At 67.4% G+C, this 18,342-nt stretch carries 19 protein-coding genes; 5 read left to right on the plus strand and 14 right to left on the minus strand.

Features of this window, described 5'->3' with window-relative positions:
* Window positions 1-20: 20 nt before the first annotated feature.
* On the minus strand, window positions 21-782 hold the full coding sequence (gene lolD, locus HWX76_RS16175) for a lipoprotein-releasing ABC transporter ATP-binding protein LolD (protein WP_175806125.1): 762 nt from the start codon (window positions 780-782) through the stop codon (window positions 21-23).
* Window positions 775-2,028, minus strand: a complete 1,254-nt coding sequence (locus HWX76_RS16180) for a lipoprotein-releasing ABC transporter permease subunit (RefSeq protein ID WP_006478398.1) — start codon at window positions 2,026-2,028, stop codon at window positions 775-777. The genes lolD and HWX76_RS16180 overlap by 8 nt, the downstream gene beginning before the upstream one ends.
* 150 nt (window positions 2,029-2,178) lie before the next feature.
* On the opposite strand from HWX76_RS16180, the gene HWX76_RS16185 reads away from it, so the two are divergent.
* The 5 genes from HWX76_RS16185 to HWX76_RS16205 all read left to right on the plus strand — a co-directional run bounded on the left by HWX76_RS16185 (window position 2,179) and on the right by HWX76_RS16205 (window position 8,895).
* Window positions 2,179-3,255: a regulator gene (locus HWX76_RS16185; protein ID WP_176016033.1), complete on the plus strand. Its 1,077-nt coding sequence runs from the start codon at window positions 2,179-2,181 to the stop codon at window positions 3,253-3,255.
* A gap of 13 nt (window positions 3,256-3,268) precedes the next feature.
* On the plus strand, window positions 3,269-4,966 hold the full coding sequence (recJ, locus tag HWX76_RS16190; RefSeq protein ID WP_124631422.1) for a single-stranded-DNA-specific exonuclease RecJ: 1,698 nt from the start codon (window positions 3,269-3,271) through the stop codon (window positions 4,964-4,966).
* A 148-nt stretch (window positions 4,967-5,114) separates the two neighbouring features.
* A protein-coding gene (gene prfB, locus HWX76_RS16195) for a peptide chain release factor 2 (RefSeq protein ID WP_102961735.1) occupies window positions 5,115-6,219 on the plus strand; the annotation gives its coding sequence in 2 pieces (ribosomal slippage) (window positions 5,115-5,195 and window positions 5,197-6,219; 1,104 coding nt in all).
* Window positions 6,220-6,292: 73 nt separating this feature from the next.
* On the plus strand, window positions 6,293-7,819 hold the full coding sequence (gene lysS, locus HWX76_RS16200; protein WP_050013000.1) for a lysine--tRNA ligase: 1,527 nt from the start codon (window positions 6,293-6,295) through the stop codon (window positions 7,817-7,819).
* 347 nt (window positions 7,820-8,166) lie between these two features.
* Window positions 8,167-8,895 carry a glycine zipper 2TM domain-containing protein gene (locus HWX76_RS16205; RefSeq protein WP_124556715.1) on the plus strand — a complete coding sequence of 243 codons (729 nt, stop codon included), beginning with the start codon at window positions 8,167-8,169 and terminating at the stop codon, window positions 8,893-8,895.
* Between the two features lie 153 nt (window positions 8,896-9,048).
* Here HWX76_RS16205 and iscX read toward each other — a convergent pair whose 3' ends face one another.
* From iscX to HWX76_RS16265, 12 genes are all read right to left on the minus strand, one after another.
* On the minus strand, window positions 9,049-9,258 hold the full coding sequence (iscX, locus tag HWX76_RS16210; RefSeq protein WP_006478393.1) for a Fe-S cluster assembly protein IscX: 210 nt from the start codon (window positions 9,256-9,258) through the stop codon (window positions 9,049-9,051).
* 19 nt (window positions 9,259-9,277) lie between these two features.
* Window positions 9,278-9,619: an ISC system 2Fe-2S type ferredoxin gene (gene fdx, locus HWX76_RS16215; RefSeq protein WP_006478392.1), complete on the minus strand. Its 342-nt coding sequence runs from the start codon at window positions 9,617-9,619 to the stop codon at window positions 9,278-9,280.
* 87 nt (window positions 9,620-9,706) lie between these two features.
* Complete coding sequence (gene hscA / locus HWX76_RS16220) at window positions 9,707-11,575, minus strand: Fe-S protein assembly chaperone HscA (protein ID WP_050013002.1); 1,869 nt, start codon at window positions 11,573-11,575, stop codon at window positions 9,707-9,709.
* Window positions 11,576-11,629: 54 nt separating this feature from the next.
* Window positions 11,630-12,157, minus strand: coding sequence for a Fe-S protein assembly co-chaperone HscB (gene hscB / locus HWX76_RS16225; protein ID WP_176016034.1), 528 nt, complete (start codon window positions 12,155-12,157; stop codon window positions 11,630-11,632).
* A gap of 96 nt (window positions 12,158-12,253) precedes the next feature.
* Window positions 12,254-12,577 carry an iron-sulfur cluster assembly protein IscA gene (gene iscA / locus HWX76_RS16230; RefSeq protein WP_011885413.1) on the minus strand — a complete coding sequence of 108 codons (324 nt, stop codon included), beginning with the start codon at window positions 12,575-12,577 and terminating at the stop codon, window positions 12,254-12,256.
* Between the two features lie 65 nt (window positions 12,578-12,642).
* A complete protein-coding gene (iscU, locus tag HWX76_RS16235) occupies window positions 12,643-13,050 on the minus strand; it encodes a Fe-S cluster assembly scaffold IscU (RefSeq protein WP_006478389.1) in 408 nt (135 codons plus the stop codon).
* Window positions 13,051-13,117: 67 nt separating this feature from the next.
* Window positions 13,118-14,341 carry an IscS subfamily cysteine desulfurase gene (locus tag HWX76_RS16240; RefSeq protein ID WP_050013003.1) on the minus strand — a complete coding sequence of 408 codons (1,224 nt, stop codon included), beginning with the start codon at window positions 14,339-14,341 and terminating at the stop codon, window positions 13,118-13,120.
* A 65-nt stretch (window positions 14,342-14,406) separates the two neighbouring features.
* The gene (iscR, locus tag HWX76_RS16245; protein ID WP_006401955.1) at window positions 14,407-14,946 is read right to left on the minus strand and encodes a Fe-S cluster assembly transcriptional regulator IscR; all 540 of its coding nucleotides are present in this window, start codon (window positions 14,944-14,946) and stop codon (window positions 14,407-14,409) included.
* Window positions 14,947-15,060: 114 nt separating this feature from the next.
* Window positions 15,061-15,543, minus strand: a complete 483-nt coding sequence (locus HWX76_RS16250) for a low molecular weight protein-tyrosine-phosphatase (protein WP_050013004.1) — start codon at window positions 15,541-15,543, stop codon at window positions 15,061-15,063.
* A 101-nt stretch (window positions 15,544-15,644) separates the two neighbouring features.
* On the minus strand, window positions 15,645-15,872 hold the full coding sequence (locus HWX76_RS16255; protein WP_050013005.1) for a hypothetical protein: 228 nt from the start codon (window positions 15,870-15,872) through the stop codon (window positions 15,645-15,647).
* 128 nt (window positions 15,873-16,000) lie between these two features.
* Window positions 16,001-17,413 (minus strand): lactate utilization protein B, encoded by a 1,413-nt coding sequence (locus HWX76_RS16260; protein WP_050013006.1) that lies wholly within the window; start codon window positions 17,411-17,413, stop codon window positions 16,001-16,003.
* Between the two features lie 35 nt (window positions 17,414-17,448).
* Complete coding sequence (locus HWX76_RS16265; protein ID WP_176016035.1) at window positions 17,449-18,171, minus strand: (Fe-S)-binding protein; 723 nt, start codon at window positions 18,169-18,171, stop codon at window positions 17,449-17,451.
* Window positions 18,172-18,342: the final 171 nt, after the last annotated feature.

Here is an 18,342-nt window from a genome sequence, read left to right on the forward strand (position 1 = left end):
CGGCCAACGGCGTGGCTTTTTTACACCGGCAGCGCCGGCTCCTCGTGCAGCACCCCGTCGCGCAGCCGCATGATGCGGTCGCAGCGCGCGGCGAGATCGGGGTCGTGCGTAACAATCACGAAACTCGTTTCGAGCGTCTCGGACAGTTCGAGCATCAGGTTGAACACCGTGTCGGCCGTCGTGCCGTCGAGGTTGCCGGTCGGCTCGTCGGCGAGCACGCACGCGGGCTTCGTGACCAGCGCGCGCGCGATCGCGACGCGCTGCCGTTCGCCGCCCGACAGTTCGCCCGGCCGGTGCTTCGCACGCGGGCCGAGACCGACGCGTTCGAGCATCGCCTGTGCCTGCGCGCGCGCGTCCTCGGTCGTCATCCGGCGGATGCGCAGCGGCATCGCGACGTTGTCGAGCGCCGTAAACTCGGGCAGCAGGTGGTGGAACTGGTAGACGAAGCCGAGCGCGCGGTTGCGCAGCTCGTTGCGCTCGCGCTCGGCGAGTTGCGTAAACGGCTTGCCGAGCAGCGACACTTCGCCGGCGCTCGGTTCGTCGAGCCCGCCCAGCACGTGCAGCAGCGTGCTCTTGCCGGAGCCCGACGCGCCGACGACCGCGAGCTTCTCGCCGCGCCGCACCGTCAGCTCGGTGTTGTTGAGCACCTGCACGTTGAAGCCGCCCTGCACGAACGCCTTCGTGATCCCGCGCGCCTGAAGCACGTATTCCTGCATACCTGCCGAATCCTGTCTGTTGTGTTGTTGTCGTGAATCCGCGAATGCGGCCGCGCGGTCATTCATAGCGGAGCGCCTCCGCCGGCTTCACCTTCGCGCCGCGCCAGCTTGGATAGAGCGTCGCGACGGCCGACAGCGCGAATGCGATCAGCCCGATCCGGATCACGTCGCTCGCGACCAGTTCGGACGGCAGCTCGCTGATGAAGTACACCGACGGCGGCAGGAACTGCACGCCGAACAGGTGCTCGATCATCGGGATCAGCCACGGGATGCTCCACGCGATCAGGCAGCCGAGCGCGACGCCGGACGCGGTGCCGACGAAGCCGATCGTCACGCCCTGCACGACGAAGATCTTCATGATCGACCCCGGCTGCGCGCCGAGCGTGCGCAGGATCGCGATGTCGGCCTGCTTGTTGGTCACCGTCATCACGAGCGACGACACGAGGTTGAACGCGGCCACCGCGATGATCAGCGTGAGGATGATGAACATCATCCGCTTCTCGATCTGCACGGCCGAGAACCACGTCTTGTTCTGCTGGGTCCAGTCGCGGATGTACAGGCTGCCCGACAGCGTATGCGACAGCTCGACCGCGACCTGCGGCGCCTTCTGCATGTCGGTGAGCCGCAGCCGCACGCCGGTCGGCGCGTTCATCCGGAACAGCGCCTCGGCGTCGCGGATGTTGATCATCGCGAGCGTGCTGTCGTATTCGTAGTGGCCCGATTCGAACACGCCGACCACGGTGAACTGCTTCAGGCGCGGCATCATGCCGGCCGGCGTGATCGAGCCTTCGGGCGCGACGAGCGTGACCTTGTCGCCGACCGTCACGCCGAGATTGCCGGCGAGCGCGTCGCCGAGCACGATGCCGAACTGGCCCGGCACGAGCGCGCCGAGCTGCCCGGCCTTCATGTCCTTGCCGATGTCGGACACCTGCGGCTCGAGCGACGGCTCGACGCCGCGCAGCATCACGCCGCTCACCGCGTCCTGGCGCGTGAGCAGCGCCTGCGCGTCGACGTACGGCGCGGCGCCGATCACTGACGGATTGCGGCGCGCTTCCTGCGCGGTCAGTTGCCAGTCGGGCATCGATCCCGTCGGCGAGAACACCTCGACGTGCGCGAGCACCGACAGCATGCGGTCGCGCACTTCCTTCTGGAAGCCGTTCATCACCGACAGCACGACGATCAGCGCCGCGACGCCGAGCGCGATCCCGAGCATCGATACGAGCGCGATGAAGGAAATGAAGCCGTTGCCGGTCGTGCGTTTGCCGGCGCGCGTGTAGCGCCAGCCGATCTGCCATTCGTACGGAAGTTTCAAGCGAATCCTTTCTGCTGGTTACGGCGGGAGGCACGCCGCGGCCGGACCGCCGCCGGGTGGCGGCCGGCAGCCCGGGCACGGTCGAAAAAACGGCCGCCGGACGCGAACGGGCCGTCAGCCGGCCCGATCACGCGCGCAGTTTGCCATACAATGCGCACCATCATGCACGACCGACGCCTCCATTTTCTCGTTCCGTTCGCGCTGCCGTCGGCGGCCGACGCGGCCTCGCCCCTGCACACGCTGGACAGCCCCGCGCTCCAAAAGTTGCTCGCCCGCGCGACTCTCGTCGAGCGTGTGGCCGGCGAGGACTTCCAGCGCACGCTGCCGCACGAGCGCTGGCTGGCAAGCCGCTTCGGCGCCACGCAGGGCAACGCCGCCGACGAGGCGCCGCTCGCGCCCTACATGCTGCTGGCCGACGGCGGCGATCCCGGCACCCAGGCATGGGCGTGCGTCGAGCCCGTGCACGTCGAAATCGCGCACGATCACCTGGTACTCGTCGATCCGGCTTCGCTGGCGCTCGACGACGGCGACGCGGCCGCGCTGCTCGCGGTCGCGCGGCCGCTGATCGAGGAGCTCGGCGTGCGGCTCGAAGCGCCGAACCCGGCGCGCTGGTACCTGTCGAGCGACCAGCTCGCGCGCCTTGCCGGCGCCGCGCCGCTGCGCGCCAGCGGCCGCAACATCGAGATCTGGCTGCCGCACGAGGCGCATACGGGCGAGCGCTCGCGGATGTGGATGAAACTGCAGAACGAAGTGCAGATGGCGTGGTTCCAGCACCCGGTGAACGAAGCCCGCGAGGCGCGTGGGCTGCCCGCCGTCAATTCGGTCTGGTTCCATGCGCAGGGCACGCTGAAGCCGGTCGGCAAGCCGTTCGCGCGCGTGCTGTCCGCGTCGCCGGCCGCGCTCGGCCTCGCACGCGCCGCGCACGCCGAAGCCGACGGCCTGCCCGCGACGTTCGGCGCGCTGCCCGCCGCCGATGGCGCGACGCTCGTCGAGCTGCCGACGCTGACCACGCCGTTCATCGAGCAGGACTGGGCGCGCTGGCACGACGGCCTCGCCGCGCTGGAGCGCGACTGGTTCGCGCCCGCGCTCGCCGCGCTGCGGAACGGCGAGCTGGCGAGCGTCGACGTCACGCTGTGCGGCGACACGGGCTCCGTGACGCTGCACGCGACGCGCGGCGACCTGCGCAAGTTCTGGCGCCGCCGCGCGCTTGCCTCCCTGTTCGAATAACAAGCCAACCCGAATGACCCGGATCGTTACCCGCCCCGTCGCGCCCGCCGACGCCGAAGCGCTCGCGCGCCACGGACTGCACCCCGTCCTCGCGCGCCTGTACGCGTCGCGCGGCGTGCAGTCGCCCGTCGACATCGAGACCGCGCTCGCGCGCCTCGTTCCGCCCACCGAGCTGAAAGGCTGCGCCGATGCGGCGGTGCTGCTCGCCGACGCGATCGCCGACCAGCGGCGCCTGCTCGTCGTCGCCGACTACGACTGCGACGGCGCGACCGCCTGCGCGGTCGCGGTGCGCGGCCTGCGGATGTTCGGCGCGCAGATCGACTACCTGGTGCCGAACCGCTTCGAATACGGCTACGGCCTCACGCCCGAGATCGTCGAGCTCGCGGCTGCGCGCAAGCCCGACCTGCTGATCACCGTCGACAACGGGATCGCGAGCGTCGCCGGCGTCGAAGCCGCGAACGCGCGCGGCATCGACGTGCTCGTGACCGACCACCACCTGCCCGGCGACGCGCTTCCCGCCGCGCGCGCGATCGTCAACCCGAACCAGCCCGGCTGCGCGTTTCCGAGCAAGCACCTCGCCGGCGTCGGCGTGATGTTCTACGTGTTGCTCGCGCTGCGCGCCGAGCTGCGTCGCCGCGGCGCGTTCGCGAGCAAGGAAGCCGAGCCGCGGCTCGACGGCCTGCTCGACCTCGTCGCGCTCGGCACCGTCGCCGACGTCGTACGGCTCGACGGCAACAACCGCGTGCTCGTCGCGCAGGGGCTGCAGCGCATCCGCAACGGCCGCATGCAGCCGGGCATCGCCGCGCTGTTCCGCGCCGCCGCGCGCGAAGCGCGCACCGCGTCGGGCTTCGACCTCGGCTTCGGCCTCGGCCCGCGCCTGAACGCGGCCGGGCGGCTATCCGACATGTCGCTCGGCATCGAATGCCTGATCACCGACGACATCGGCCGCGCGTGGGATCTCGCGCAGCAACTCGACGTGATGAACCGCGAACGCCGCGAAATCGAAGCCGGCATGCAGCAGCAGGCGCTCGCCGATCTCGCCGACGTCGATCCGGCCGACGCGTGCACGATCACGCTGTTCAATCCCGAGTGGCACCAGGGCGTGATCGGCATCGTCGCCGGCCGGCTCAAGGAAAAGTTCCACCGCCCGTCGTTCACGTTCGCGCACGCCGACGACGAAGGCAAACGGGTCAAGGGATCGGGCCGGTCGATCGCCGGCTTCCATCTGCGCGACGCGCTCGACCTCGTGTCGAAACGCGAACCGGACCTGATCGTCGCGTTCGGCGGCCACGCGATGGCGGCCGGCCTCACGCTCGACACCGACAACGTGCCGCGCTTCGCGGCCGCGTTCGAGTCCGTCGCGCGCGAATGGCTGTCCGACGACGCACTCGCCCGCGTGATCGAGACCGACGGCGAGCTCGAGGACGCGTACTTCACGCCGCAGTTCGTCGGCCTGCTCGACGAGGCCGTGTGGGGGCAAGGGTTTCCGGCCCCGCTTTTCTCGGGCGAATTCGACGTCGTGTCGCAGTCGCTCGTGAAGGAAAAGCACCTGAAGCTGCAGCTGGCGCGCGGCCGCCAGCGCTTCAACGCGATCTGGTTCAACCACACCGAGCCGCTGCCGGCGAGTGCGCTGGTCGCGTACCGGCTCGTCGCCGATACGTGGAACGGCGTCACGCGCGTCCAGCTGATCGTCGAACACGCGGCCGGCTGAGCATCGCACCCGGCCCGCGACGCGCCGCCGCGCGCGCGCCGCGCCGGATGGGCCGTCAACACGCGTGCTGGCACCGTTTGCGTCACCGGGCAAGCCCGCCGATCGGCTATAATTCCGCTTTTTTACGAAGCAAGAATAGCGAACGATCATGGAAGCGGAACGTCTCAACGCGATCGAAAGCTCCCTGCTCGACCTGCGCAACCGCGCGGGCGAGCTTCGGGGGTATCTTTGACTACGACGCCAAAGCTGCGCGTCTGACCGAAGTCAACAAGGAACTCGAAGACCCGAACGTCTGGAACGACTCGAAGAACGCCCAGGCGCTCGGTCGCGAGAAAAAGCTGCTCGAAGGCGTCGTCACGACGCTCACCGCGCTCGATAGCGACCTGCGCGATGCGCTCGACCTGTTCGAGCTGGCGCGCGAGGAAGGCGACGAGGACACCCTTCTCGCGTCCGAAGACGACGCCGCGAAGCTCGAGGCGCGCGTCGGCGACATCGAGTTCCGCCGGATGTTCTCGAACCCGGCCGATCCGAACAACTGCTTCATCGACATCCAGGCCGGCGCCGGCGGCACCGAGGCATGCGACTGGGCGTCGATGCTGCTGCGCCAGTACCTGCGCTACTGCGAACGCAAGGGCTTCAAGGCCGAGGTGCTCGAAGAGTCCGACGGCGACGTCGCCGGCATCAAGAACGCGACGGTCAAGGTCACGGGCGAATACGCATACGGCTTCCTGCGCACCGAAACGGGCATCCACCGTCTCGTGCGCAAGTCGCCGTTCGACTCGTCGGGCGGTCGCCATACGTCGTTCTCGTCGGTGTTCGTCTATCCGGAAATCGACGATTCGATCGAAGTCGAGATCAACCCGGCCGACCTGCGCATCGACACGTACCGCGCGTCGGGCGCGGGCGGTCAGCACATCAACAAGACCGACTCCGCGGTACGGATCACGCACATGCCGACCGGCATCGTCGTGCAGTGCCAGAACGACCGCTCGCAGCACCGCAACCGCGCCGAAGCGATGGCGATGCTGAAGTCGCGCCTGTACGAAGTCGAAATGCGCAAGCGCCAGGCCGAGCAGGACAAGCTCGAATCGAGCAAGACCGATGTGGGCTGGGGCCACCAGATCCGCTCGTACGTGCTCGACCAGAGCCGCGTGAAGGACCTGCGCACGAACGTCGAAATGAGCAACACGCGGGCGGTGCTCGACGGCGACCTCGACGACTTCATCAGCGCGAGCCTCAAACAGGGCGTGTAAGCGTCGCGGCGCGGCCGGCCCGCGCCGCCCTTCCCGTTTGCGTTGCCGCACCCCACTCCGAATTCCGACCATCATGACCGAACCGACCCAAACGCAGCCCGCCGTCACGGCGGACGACAACCAGATCATCGCCGAGCGCCGCGAGAAGCTGCGCGCGTTGCGCGAGCAAGGCGTCGCCTATCCGAACGATTTCCGGCCCGAGCACCACGCAGCCGACCTGCAGGCCAAATTCGCCGATTCGGACAAGGCCGCGCTCGAAGCGAACCCGGTCGAGGTGTCGGTGGCCGGCCGCATGATGCTCAAGCGCGTGATGGGCAAGGCGAGCTTCGCGACGGTGCAGGACGGATCGGGCCAGATCCAGTTCTTCGTGACGCCGAACGACGTCGGCGCCGACACCTACGACGCGTTCAAGAAGTGGGACCTCGGCGACATCGTCGCCGCGCGCGGCGTGCTGTTCCGCACCAACAAGGGCGAGCTGTCGGTCCAGTGCAAGGAGCTGCGCCTGCTGTCGAAGGCGCTGCGTCCGCTGCCGGACAAGTTCCACGGCCTGTCCGACCAGGAAATGCGCTACCGCCAGCGCTACGTCGACCTGATCGTCACGCCGGAAACGCGCGACACGTTCCGCGCCCGCACGAAGACGATCGCGTCGATCCGCAAGTTCATGGACAACGCCGAGTTCATGGAAGTCGAGACGCCGATGCTGCACCCGATCCCGGGCGGCGCGGCCGCGAAGCCGTTCGTCACGCATCACAATGCGCTCGACATGCAGATGTTCCTGCGCATCGCGCCGGAGCTGTACCTGAAGCGCCTGATCGTCGGCGGCTTCGAGCGCGTGTTCGAGATCAACCGTAACTTCCGGAACGAAGGCGTGTCGCCGCGTCACAACCCGGAATTCACGATGATGGAGTTCTACGCCGCGTACACCGACTACCGCTGGCTGATGGACTTCACCGAGCAGTTGATCCGCCAGGCGGCGATCGATGCGCTCGGCACCGCGACGATCCAGTACCAGGGCCGCGAGCTCGACCTCGCGAAGCCGTTCCATCGCCTGACGATCACGCAGGCGATCCAGAAGTACGCACCGGACTACACCGACGGCCAGCTGTCGGACGACGCGTTCCTGCGCACCGAACTGAAGCGCCTCGGCGTCGACGTGTCGCAGCCGGCGTTCCTGAACGCAGGCATCGGCGCGCTGCAGCTCGCGCTGTTCGAGGAAACCGCGGAATCGCAGCTGTGGGAGCCGACCTACATCATCGACTACCCGGTCGAGGTGTCGCCGCTCGCACGCGCATCGGATACGGTGCCGGGCATCACCGAGCGTTTCGAGCTGTTCATGACCGGCCGCGAAATCGCGAACGGCTTCTCGGAGCTGAACGACCCGGAAGACCAGGCCGCGCGCTTCAAGAAGCAGGTCGAGCAGAAGGATGCGGGCGACGAGGAAGCGATGTTCTTCGACGCCGACTACATCCGCGCGCTCGAATACGGGATGCCGCCGACCGGCGGTTGCGGGATCGGTATCGACCGTCTGGTGATGCTGCTGACCGACAGCCCGACGATCCGCGACGTGCTGCTGTTCCCGCACCTGCGCCGCGAAGACTGACGCCCGCCACCGCGTGTGCGCCGCGTCCCGTGGCGCGCACGCGTCGGCTTTGTAACGACGCGTAAATCCCGCCAGCCGGCGTCCGCCGGCCTTCGATCCTCCCCCGTTTTATTCCCTCGTCGCGACGCGCTTCTCCGGGTTTTCCCGGAAACGGCCGTGAATGCCCCGCTGCAATTCGTTACACCTTGATACGGCGCGCCGCTGGGCCGTGGACGACACTCCTGTTGCGTCACCACGCATGACCACGGGACCAGAACGAGGCGCCGGAACGCCGAGTCTGCTCGCTCCCGAGCGTGGGATCCTGCTCCGGCGCAGCGCGCCGATCCGGATCGACCTTGGAGAACAAAATGGACAACCAGAATCAGACCACGCCGCAAAAGCAACGCCTTCACCCGCTGATCGCCACTGCAGCGGGAGCCGTCATCGTCGCCAGCCTCGCGGCGACGGCAGCGATCACGGGCGTCTTCCCGAAAGCCACCAGCAGCAACGAACAGAACGGCCAGACCCAGGCCGCGCTGATCGCGTCGCAACCGGCCGTCGATACGGCCGCGGCCGCCAGCGCCGCGCTGGCCGCGCAAGCGCAGCGGCAGGCCGCGGAACAGGCCGCCGCGCAGCAGAAGGCCGCCGTCGCGCAGGCCGAGCCGAAGCCCGCGCCGCGCCCGGCCGCGCCGCACCGCCGTCACACGACCGCACCGCAGCCGCCGCAATACGCACAGCAGCCGTCGGCGCCCGCGCAAGCCTACTGCCAGAGTTGCGGTACGGTCGTCGCGATCACGCAGACGCGCACACCGGGCCAGAGCTCGGGGATCGGCGCCGTGGGCGGCGCGGCGGCCGGCGGCCTGCTCGGCAACCAGTTCGGCCACGGCAACGGCCGCACCGCAATGACGATCATCGGCGCGCTGGGCGGCGGGCTCGCCGGCAACCAGGTCGAGAAGCAGGTTCGCGCGGAAACCGACTATCAGGTGCAAGTGCAGATGGAAAGCGGCGCGACGCGCACGTTCACGTACCACAACCCGCCGCCGTTCGGCCAGGGCCAGCGCGTGCGGATCGAGAACGGCACGCTGGTCGGCGCTTGAAGCTGATCGCGTAATCGCAGGCGTCCCCTGCCCGCGCAACGTGCGCGGGCAGCGCGCCCAAAACGAAAACGGCTCGCGAGCAAATGCTCACGAGCCGTTTTTCATTGGCGCGGCGTGCACCGTTGCAGCGCACGCCGTGACCGGTCGGGTCCGTCAGTCCTCGTCGTCGAAATCCGATTCGTCGATCCAGTGTGCCTGGATCGCCTCGAGGATCTTCTCGCCCGAGTGCGTCGGATCGTCGTCGAAGCCGTCGAGCTCGAGCACCCACTGGCGCAGGTCGACGAAGTTGATCCGCTGCGGGTCGATGTCCGGGTGCTTGTCCGCCAGCGCAATGGCTATTTCACGCGAATCGGTCCATTTCATCGCCTGCCTCCGGTTCCTGTCAGTGATTTTCCTTCGCGTGGTTGATCGAGTACTTCGGGATCTCGACCACCAGGTCCGAATCTTCCTTCACGATCGCCTGGCACGACAGGCGCGACGTCGGCTCGAGGCCCCACGCCTTGTCCAGCAGATCATCCTCGTCCTCCTCGGACGGCGTCAGATCGTTGAAGCCTTCGCGGATCACCACGTGGCACGTCGTGCATGCGCACGACTTCTCGCATGCATGCTCGATCTCGATCCCGTGATCGAGCAGGTTGTCGCAGATACTCTTGCCGGGCGTCGCGTCGATCACCGCACCGTCCGGGCACAGTTCGACGTGAGGCAGCACCACCAGTTGAGGCATGTTCGTTCCGTCAGTCAGGGTGCGGCGCCGCGCGCCGCACGTTCATCGTCGCGCGGGCCGTTGCCGGCCGATGCGCGGTTCGTGGGTTCAGATCTCGTCGAGCCGGCGGCCCGACAGCGCGCGCTTGATGCTCTTGTCCATCCGGCGCGCCGCGAATTCGTCGGTACCGTCGGCCAGCGCCTTGGTCGCCGCTTCGATCGCGTTCGTATCGTCGCCCTGCGCGACCGCGCGCAACGCCGCGGTCAGCGCGTCGACCTGCGCGCGCTCGTCGGCCTCGAGCAATTCGCCGTCGGCCGCCAGTGCGGCCTGCGTCGCCTCGAGCATCCGCTCGGCCTCGACCTGCGCTTCGCGCAGCGCACGGGCGCGCATGTCGATTTCGGCGGTCTTGAAGCTGTCTTCCAGCATCTTCGCGATGTCGTCGTCGGCGAGGCCGTACGACGGCTTCACGACGACCGACGCCTCGACGCCCGACAACTGCTCGCGGGCGAACACCGACAGGAGGCCGTCCGCGTCGACCTGATAGGTCACGCGAATGCGGGCCGCGCCCGCCGTCATCGGCGGAATGCCGCGCAGCTCGAAGCGCGCGAGCGACCGGCAGTCGGCGACGAGCTCGCGCTCGCCCTGCACGACGTGGATTGCCATCGCGGTCTGGCCGTCCTTGAAGGTCGTGAATTCCTGCGCACGCGCGATCGGAATCGTCGAGTTGCGCGGAATGATCTTCTCGACGAGACCGCCCATCGTCTCGACACCGAGCGACAGCGGAATCACGTCGAGCAGCAGCCAGTCGTCGCCGGTGCCGCGGTTGCCCGCGAGCAGATCGGCCTGGATCGCCGCGCCGAGCGCGACGACCTGGTCCGGATCGAGGTTCACGAGCGGCGGCTGGCCGAAATACTTCGCGACCGCGTCGCGGATCACCGGCATGCGCGTCGCGCCGCCGACGAGCACGACGCCCTTGATGTCGGCCGGCGTGACCTGCGCATCGCGCAGCGCCTTGCGGGTCGGCGTGAGCGTGCGCTGCACGAGCGGCTCGACGAGCGACGCGAACGTGTCGTGCGAAATCGTCTGCACGAGGTGCGCGCCGCTCGACAGCGTCACGTCGAGCGCCGCTTCAGGCGCCGACGACAGCGCTTCCTTCAGCACGCGCACGCGATCGAGCAGCAGGCGCACGTCCTCGGGCGCGAGCGTCTTCGCGTCGATACCGGCCTGCGCGAGCACGTGACCGAACAGCGCGTGGTCGAAATCGTCGCCGCCGAGCGCGGAATCGCCGCCCGCGGCCAGCACCTCGAACACGCCCTTCGTCAGCTTCAGGATCGACAGGTCGAACGTGCCGCCGCCGAGGTCGTACACCGCATAAAGGCCTTCGGCCGCGTTGTCGAGACCATAGGCGATCGCCGCGGCGGTCGGTTCGTTCAGCAGGCGCAGCACGTTGAGGCCCGCGAGGCGCGCGGCATCCTTGGTCGCCTGGCGCTGTGCGTCGTCGAAGTACGCGGGCACAGTGATCACCGCGCCGACCAGATCGTCGCCGAGCGAATCCTCGGCGCGATAACGCAGTGTCGCGAGAATCTCGGCCGACACTTCGACCGGGCTCTTCACGCCGTCGATCGTGCGGATCTGCACCATGCCCGGCGCGTCGACGAATTCGTACGGCGCGTTCGCCGCGCCTTCGACCTCGGCCTTGCCGCGGCCCATGAAGCGCTTGACCGACACGATCGTGTTGCGCGGATCGGTCGCGGCCTGCGCCTTCGCTTCGTGGCCGATGCGGCGGCCGCCCTTCTCGAGGTAACGGACCACCGACGGCAGCAGCACGCGGCCCGCTTCGTCCGGCAGGACTTCGGGCACGCTGTTGCGCACGGCGGCGACGAGCGAGTTCGTCGTGCCGAGATCGATCCCGACGGCGAGTCGCCGCTGGTGCGGCGCCGGCGCCATGCCCGGTTCGGAAATTTGCAGTAAAGCCATCTTGGTTCGTTCGGGCGCTCGGCCCGTTTGCTGCGCGTGCCGCCAGGCACGCGGTTAAGTTTCGAGGCGCTCGATCTGCGCGCCCACTTCCGACGCGACCCGTTCGATGAACATCAGCTGACGCACGGCTTCCGCGGCTGCCTGGTCGGCGCCGCTGTCGAGCAGCGTGCCGAGGCGCTCGACGCGCACGCGCTTCTCGTCGCTCAACTCGGCGAGCAATGCATCGAGCGCGTCGACGTTGCGGGCGGCCGCGGCGTCCTCGATGCCCTCGCGCCATTCCATCTGCTGCATCAGGAAGGCGGGCTCCATCGCCGTGTTGTTTTCCGCGCCGATGTCGACGCCGCGCAGCGACAGCAGATAGGACGCGCGCTTCAGCGGATCGCGCAGCGTGCGGTACGCCTCGTTCGCGCGCGTGGCCCATTGCATCGCGATGCGCTTTTGCGCATCGCCGGCCGCTGCGAAGCGGTCCGGATGCACTTGCGTCTGCACCGTCCGATAGGCGGTGTCGAGCGCCGTCTCATCGAGCGCGAATTGCGCCGGCAGGTGAAACAGGTCGAAATGGCTGTCTTTGAGCGAAACCATCGTCGCGTTCAATTCCGGTTCGTCGCGCGGCAAACGCCGCACATTAAAAAGGCGGCCCGTGCCGCCTGTTGCCCGCGTCGCGCGGAGGGAGCCGCGTCACACGCGGAACGATTCCCCGCACCCGCACTCGTCCTTCACGTTCGGGTTGTTGAACTTGAACCCTTCGTTCAGGCCTTCACGGGCGAAGTCGAGCTCGGTGCCGTCGATATAGGCGAGGCTCTTCGGATCGACGACGACCTTCACGCCATGGCTCTCGAACACCTGATCCTCGGGAGCCAGCTCGTCGACATACTCGAGCTTGTACGCGAGCCCCGAGCACCCGGTCGTGCGAACGCCAAGCCGCAGGCCCACACCCTTGCCGCGACGGACGAGGTATTTCTGCACGTGCTGTGCTGCTTTTTCGGTCAGTGTAATTGCCATGATGTCCTTGCCGCGGCGCGCCGCCGGGGCCCGCCGCGTTCCCTTCCCTAGCCGCTCGATGCCGTTCAGGCTGCTGCCTGATCGCTTTCCTTGGTGTCGTGGCGCTTCTTGTAGTCGGCCACGGCTGCCTTGATCGCGTCTTCCGCGAGGATCGAGCAGTGAATCTTCACCGGCGGCAGCGCGAGTTCCTCGGCGATCTGCGTGTTCTTGATCGACAGTGCCTCGTCGAGCGTCTTGCCCTTCACCCATTCGGTGACGAGCGAGCTCGATGCGATCGCAGAACCGCAACCGTAGGTCTTGAACTTCGCGTCTTCGATCACGCCGTCCGCGCCGACGCGGATCTGCAGCTTCATCACGTCGCCGCATGCCGGCGCGCCGACCATGCCCGTGCCGACCGTGTCGTCGTCCTTCGCGAACGAACCGACGTTGCGCGGGTTTTCGTAGTGATCCAGAACCTTGTTGCTGTAAGACATGACTCAGACTCCTTGACTCGTTACGTCTGCGTGCGTCAATCCGCCCGCGGTTGCATTCAATGCGGTATCAGTGCGCGGCCCATTCGATCGTCGACAGATCGATGCCTTCCTGGTGCATTTCCCAGAGCGGCGACAGTTCGCGCAGCTTCGCGATCTTGCTGTTCAGCAGATCGACCACGAAGTCGACTTCCTGCTCCGTCGTGAAGCGGCCGACCGTGAAGCGGATCGAGCTGTGCGCGAGTTCGTCGTTGCGGCCGAGCGCACGCAGCACGTACGACGGCTCCAGCGACGCGGACGTGCATGCGGAGCCCGACGACACCGCAACGTCCTTGATCGCCATGATCAGCGACTCGCCTTCGACGAAGTTGAAGCTGATGTTCAGGTTGTGCGGGACACGGCGATCCATGTCGCCGTTCACGTAGGTTTCCTCGATCTGCGACAGGCCGCGCAGCAGCTTGTCCCGCAGCATGCGGATGCGCTCGTTCTCGGTCGCCATTTCCTCGCGCGCGATGCGGAACGCCTCGCCCATGCCGACGATCTGGTGCGTCGCCAGCGTGCCCGACCGCATCCCGCGCTCGTGACCGCCGCCGTGCATCTGCGCTTCGATGCGCACGCGCGGCTTGCGGCGCACGTACAGCGCGCCGATGCCCTTCGGGCCGTAGGTCTTGTGCGCCGAGAACGACATCAGGTCGACCTTCAGCTTCGCGAGGTCGATCGCGACCTTGCCGGTCGACTGCGCGGCATCGACGTGGAACACGATGCCCTTCTCGCGGCAGATTTCACCGATCGTCTCGATGTCCTGGATCACGCCGATCTCGTTGTTCACGTGCATCACCGACACGAGGATCGTGTCCGCGCGCAGTGCGGCCTTGAACACGTCGAGGTCGATCAGGCCGTCGTCCTTCACGTCGAGGTAGGTGACTTCGAAACCGTCGCGCTCGAGCTCGCGGCACGTGTCGAGCACGGCCTTGTGCTCGGTCTTCACCGTGATGATGTGCTTGCCCTTGCCCTTGTAGAAGTTCGCGGCGCCCTTGATCGCGAGGTTGTCCGACTCGGTGGCGCCCGACGTCCAGATGATCTCGCGCGGATCGGCGTTCACGAGTGCGGCCACCTGTTCGCGCGCTTCCTCGACCGCACGCTCCGCGTCCCAGCCGTAAGCGTGGCTGCGCGACGCCGGGTTGCCGAACTGCTCGCGCAGGTACGGCACCATCTTGTCGACCACGCGCGGATCGACGGGCGTCGTCGCGCTGTAATCCATATAGATGGGCAGGTGGAGAGTCTCTTGGGTCATCTGTCGCTCCGGGTATTCTGTGCAGGGACTATGTGCGTTATGGGGGTTGGCGGGCGCCTTCGCGCTCACGAACTCGCGATGTTGAACACCGAATTGGGGCCGAGCGGCATCGTGCGCACGGGCTCGGCCGGTGCGGCGACGGGCTCCGGCGCGCGACGGTCGCGCAGCACCGCAGGGGCGCCCTCGCGTGCGCGCTGCTGATCGACGAGATCCTGCAGCGACACCGAATCGAGGTATTCGACCATCTTCTGGTTCAGCGTCGACCACAGCTCGTGCGTCATGCAATGGCCGTCGGGCTGCTTCGAGCCGTCGCACGTGCCTTTGCCGCCGCACTGCGTGGCGTCGAGCGGTTCATCGACCGCGATGATGATGTCGGCGACGGTGACGTCCTGCGCGCGACGCGCGAGGTTGTAGCCGCCGCCCGGGCCGCGCACGGATTCGACGATTTCATGCCTGCGCAGCTTGCCGAACAGCTGTTCGAGATACGAGAGCGAAATCCGCTGGCGCTGGCTGATGCCTGCAAGCGTCACCGGGCCCTGCTCCTGGCGCAGTGCCAAGTCAATCATCGCCGTGACGGCGAAACGGCCTTTGGTGGTGAGTCTCATGGTGTCTAGGGGACTGCAATCTTGACGATTTTGGTCAAGTATAAATATTTGACGTTTTTAGTCAAGTATCCATGTCTGTGAAAGGGTATTCGCAGACCGCTGAATATCGCGCGGTCAGTGCGCCGTGCGTGCGCGGAGCGTCTCCAGCAGACCCGCGCACGCGCGCTCGACCTGGTCGAGCACCTGCTCGAAGCCCTGCGCGCCGCCGAAATACGGATCGGCCACTTCGGTTTCGGTCGCGCCCGGCGCGAATTCCATCAGCAGGCGCACCTTGTCGCGATGCTGCGGCGGACAGCGACGGCGCAGCTCGGCGAGATTCGCTTCGTCCATCGCGAGCAGCAGATCGAACCGCTCGAAATCCGCCGCGCTCACCTGCCGCGCGCGCAGCGCCGACAGATCGTAGCCGCGGCTACGGGCTGCCGCCTGCGCACGCGTATCGGGCGGCTCGCCGACGTGCCAGTCGCCAGTGCCGGCCGAATCGATCGCGATCCGGTCGGCCAGCGCGGCCGCATCGACCTGGTGGCGCATCACGCCCTCCGCGGTGGGCGAACGGCAGATGTTGCCGAGACAGACGAAACAGATCGCAACGCGGGTCATCGCACTATCGAAAAGCCGCGGCGCACCGCGTGGGAGAAGAACACGCCATTATACAAAGGCGGCCGACATGACGCCGCCGCGCGAAGCGACGGTGTCATGCGTTACAGCGCCTTCGGCGCAGCGAGCGCCATGTCGCCGGATGCCGCGGGCAGCGGCTGCGCCGCGTCGCCGACCAGCCCGAACGACACCGCGCGCGCCAGTTCGGCGGACGCCTGGTGAACCGCGAGCGGGCCGCGCGACGGCGCATCGGCCATCGCATGCAGATAGGCAACCGCTGCCAGCGGAACCACGATTGCCAGCGGCCAGTACATCGATATTGTCTTTTTCATGATGCGGACCTCGTTGACCTCGTACCCCGAAACCCGATTCCGGGGACTACAGGCGAGATTCTATAGACCGCATCTATCAAGATAAATATGCAAATAGCGAACGCACTGTTGCCGCTCGCTGAACAGTGTCAGCCGAGGTGACTTTGCGACGCCGCGTACAGCTCGCGGAACGTGCGCCCGGTCGGCGTCGGAAGGTCGCGCGTATCCATCCAGCCGCCCATCATCGGCAGGCGCCGCAGCATGCCGCCGTCGCCGCCCAGCCGTTCGAGGACGCGCACCGCGAGCTTGGTCGTCAGCGCATACAGCATCGGGCGTCGGGCGAAGAACCCCCACGCGGCGAGCGCCGCGCGTTCGCGCCACGGTCGCAGGTGGCGCTCGACCTGCTTCTCGCGCAACGTGCGCAACAGGTGCGACAACGGAATCCCGGCCGGGCACACGCTGTCGCATTCGCCGCACAGCGTCGCCGCCTGCGGCAGGTCGAGCGTGCGGTCGAGCCCGACGTAGCTCGGCGTCAGCACCGATCCCATCGGCCCCGGATAGACCCAGCCGTACGCATGACCGCCGACCTTCTGGTACACCGGGCAATGGTTCATGCACGCGCCGCAGCGGATGCAGCGCAGCATCTCCTGGAATTCGCCGCCGATCAGGCCCGTGCGGCCGCCGTCCACGAGCACCACGTAGTTGTGCTCGGGGCCGTCCTCGTCGCCGGGCCCGCGCGGCCCGGTCAGCAGCGAGAAATAGTTCGACGTCTTCTGCCCGGTCGCGGAACGCGGCAGCAGCCGCATCGCGGTCGCGAGATCCTCGAGGGTCGGCAGCACCTTCTCGATGCCGGTCACCGCGACATGCACGCGCGGCATCACCGTGCACATGCCCTCGTTCCCTTCGTTCGTCACGATCGCGACCGAACCCGTTTCCGCGATCACGAAGTTGCCGCCCGTCACGCCCATGTCGGCCGACATGAAATGCGGGCGCAGCACCTCGCGCGCCTCGCGCGTCATGTCCGGGATCTCGGTGAGCCGCTCGCGCCCATGCGTGCGCGCGAACAGGTCGGCGATCTCGTCCTTGTCCTTGTGCACGACGGGCGCAATGATGTGGCTCGGCGGCTCGTTGTCGTTGATCTGCAGGATGTATTCGCCGAGATCGGTCTCGATCGACTGCACGCCCATCTCGGCGAGCACCGCGTTCAGGCGCATTTCCTCGGACACCATCGACTTGGTCTTGATGACCTTCTTCACGTCGTGCCGGCGCGCGATGTCGGCCACGAGCCGCGCGGCGTCCGCAGTCGTTTCGGCGAAGAGCACCGTCGTGCCGCGCCGCGTCGCCTCGCGCTCGAACGCCTCGAGCCACACGTCGAGATTCTCGAGCGCGCGGTTGCGGCGCGCCTTCAGCGCGGCGCGCGTGGCCGGAAAGTCGATCAGGGTCATCGCGTCGGCGCGCGCGGACACGAACTTCGTCGACAGCTTCTTCAGGTTCTGCTGCAGGCGCTGGTCGGCCAGCTTCTGGCCGGCGCGCGCCTTGAAATGCATCGATTGGACTTGCATCGCGGTATCGGGGGAAAAGTGAGCGGAACCGGGCGTCAGACGTCGCCCGCCAGCACTTGCGCGACGTGCAGCACGCGCGTGTCGCGGTCGCCGGTGCGGCGCAACCGCCCTTCGATGTTCAGCATGCAGCCGAGATCGCCGAGCACCACAGTGCCCGCGCCCGACGCGCGCACGTTCGCGCATTTTTCGTCCGCGATGGCCGCCGAGATGTCGCCGTATTTCACCGAGAAGGTGCCGCCGAAGCCGCAACAGTGCTCGCAGTCCTTCATCTCGGTGACGGCCACGCCGCGCTGTGCGAGCAGCGCGCGCGGCTGCGCCTTCACGCCGAGCTCGCGCAGGCCCGAGCACGAATCGTGATAGGTGACCGGCCCGGCGAATTCGCCCGGCGCGAGCGACACCTTCGCGACGTTCGCGAGGAAATCGGTGAGTTCGTAAACTTTCTGCTGGAACCGCGTGTAGCGCCCCATCAGCTCGGGATCGTCGCGGAACAGGTCGCCGTAGTGCGCGCGGATCATCCCGCCACACGAACCGGACGGCGCGACGATGTAATCGAATGACTCGAACTCGCGCAGCGTCTTTTCCGCGAGGTCGCGCGCGAGCGCGCGGTCGCCCGAGTTGTAGGCGGGCTGGCCGCAGCAGGTCTGCGTGGGCGGCACGATCACCTCGTAGCCGGCGTCGCGAATCAGCTTGAGCGCCGAAAAACCGATTTCGGGGCGCATCAGGTCGACCAGGCAGGTGACGAACAAACCGACTCGCATACGTGCTCCTTCGAGAAAACGGCTCTCATTATCCGACGTTTGTCCGGCAAGACCAACGCCGGCCCGCGCGCAAGCCCGCGGTGCGCGAAACGAGGACTTCCTCGAACGGCGTTCGCTTTTTTCACGATACGAGATACAATCGATCCAACACCGCTTGACGCGTCAACCGAT

Source organism: Burkholderia sp. BCC0398 (assembly GCF_902833245.1).
Lineage (GTDB): Bacteria > Pseudomonadota > Gammaproteobacteria > Burkholderiales > Burkholderiaceae > Burkholderia > Burkholderia sola.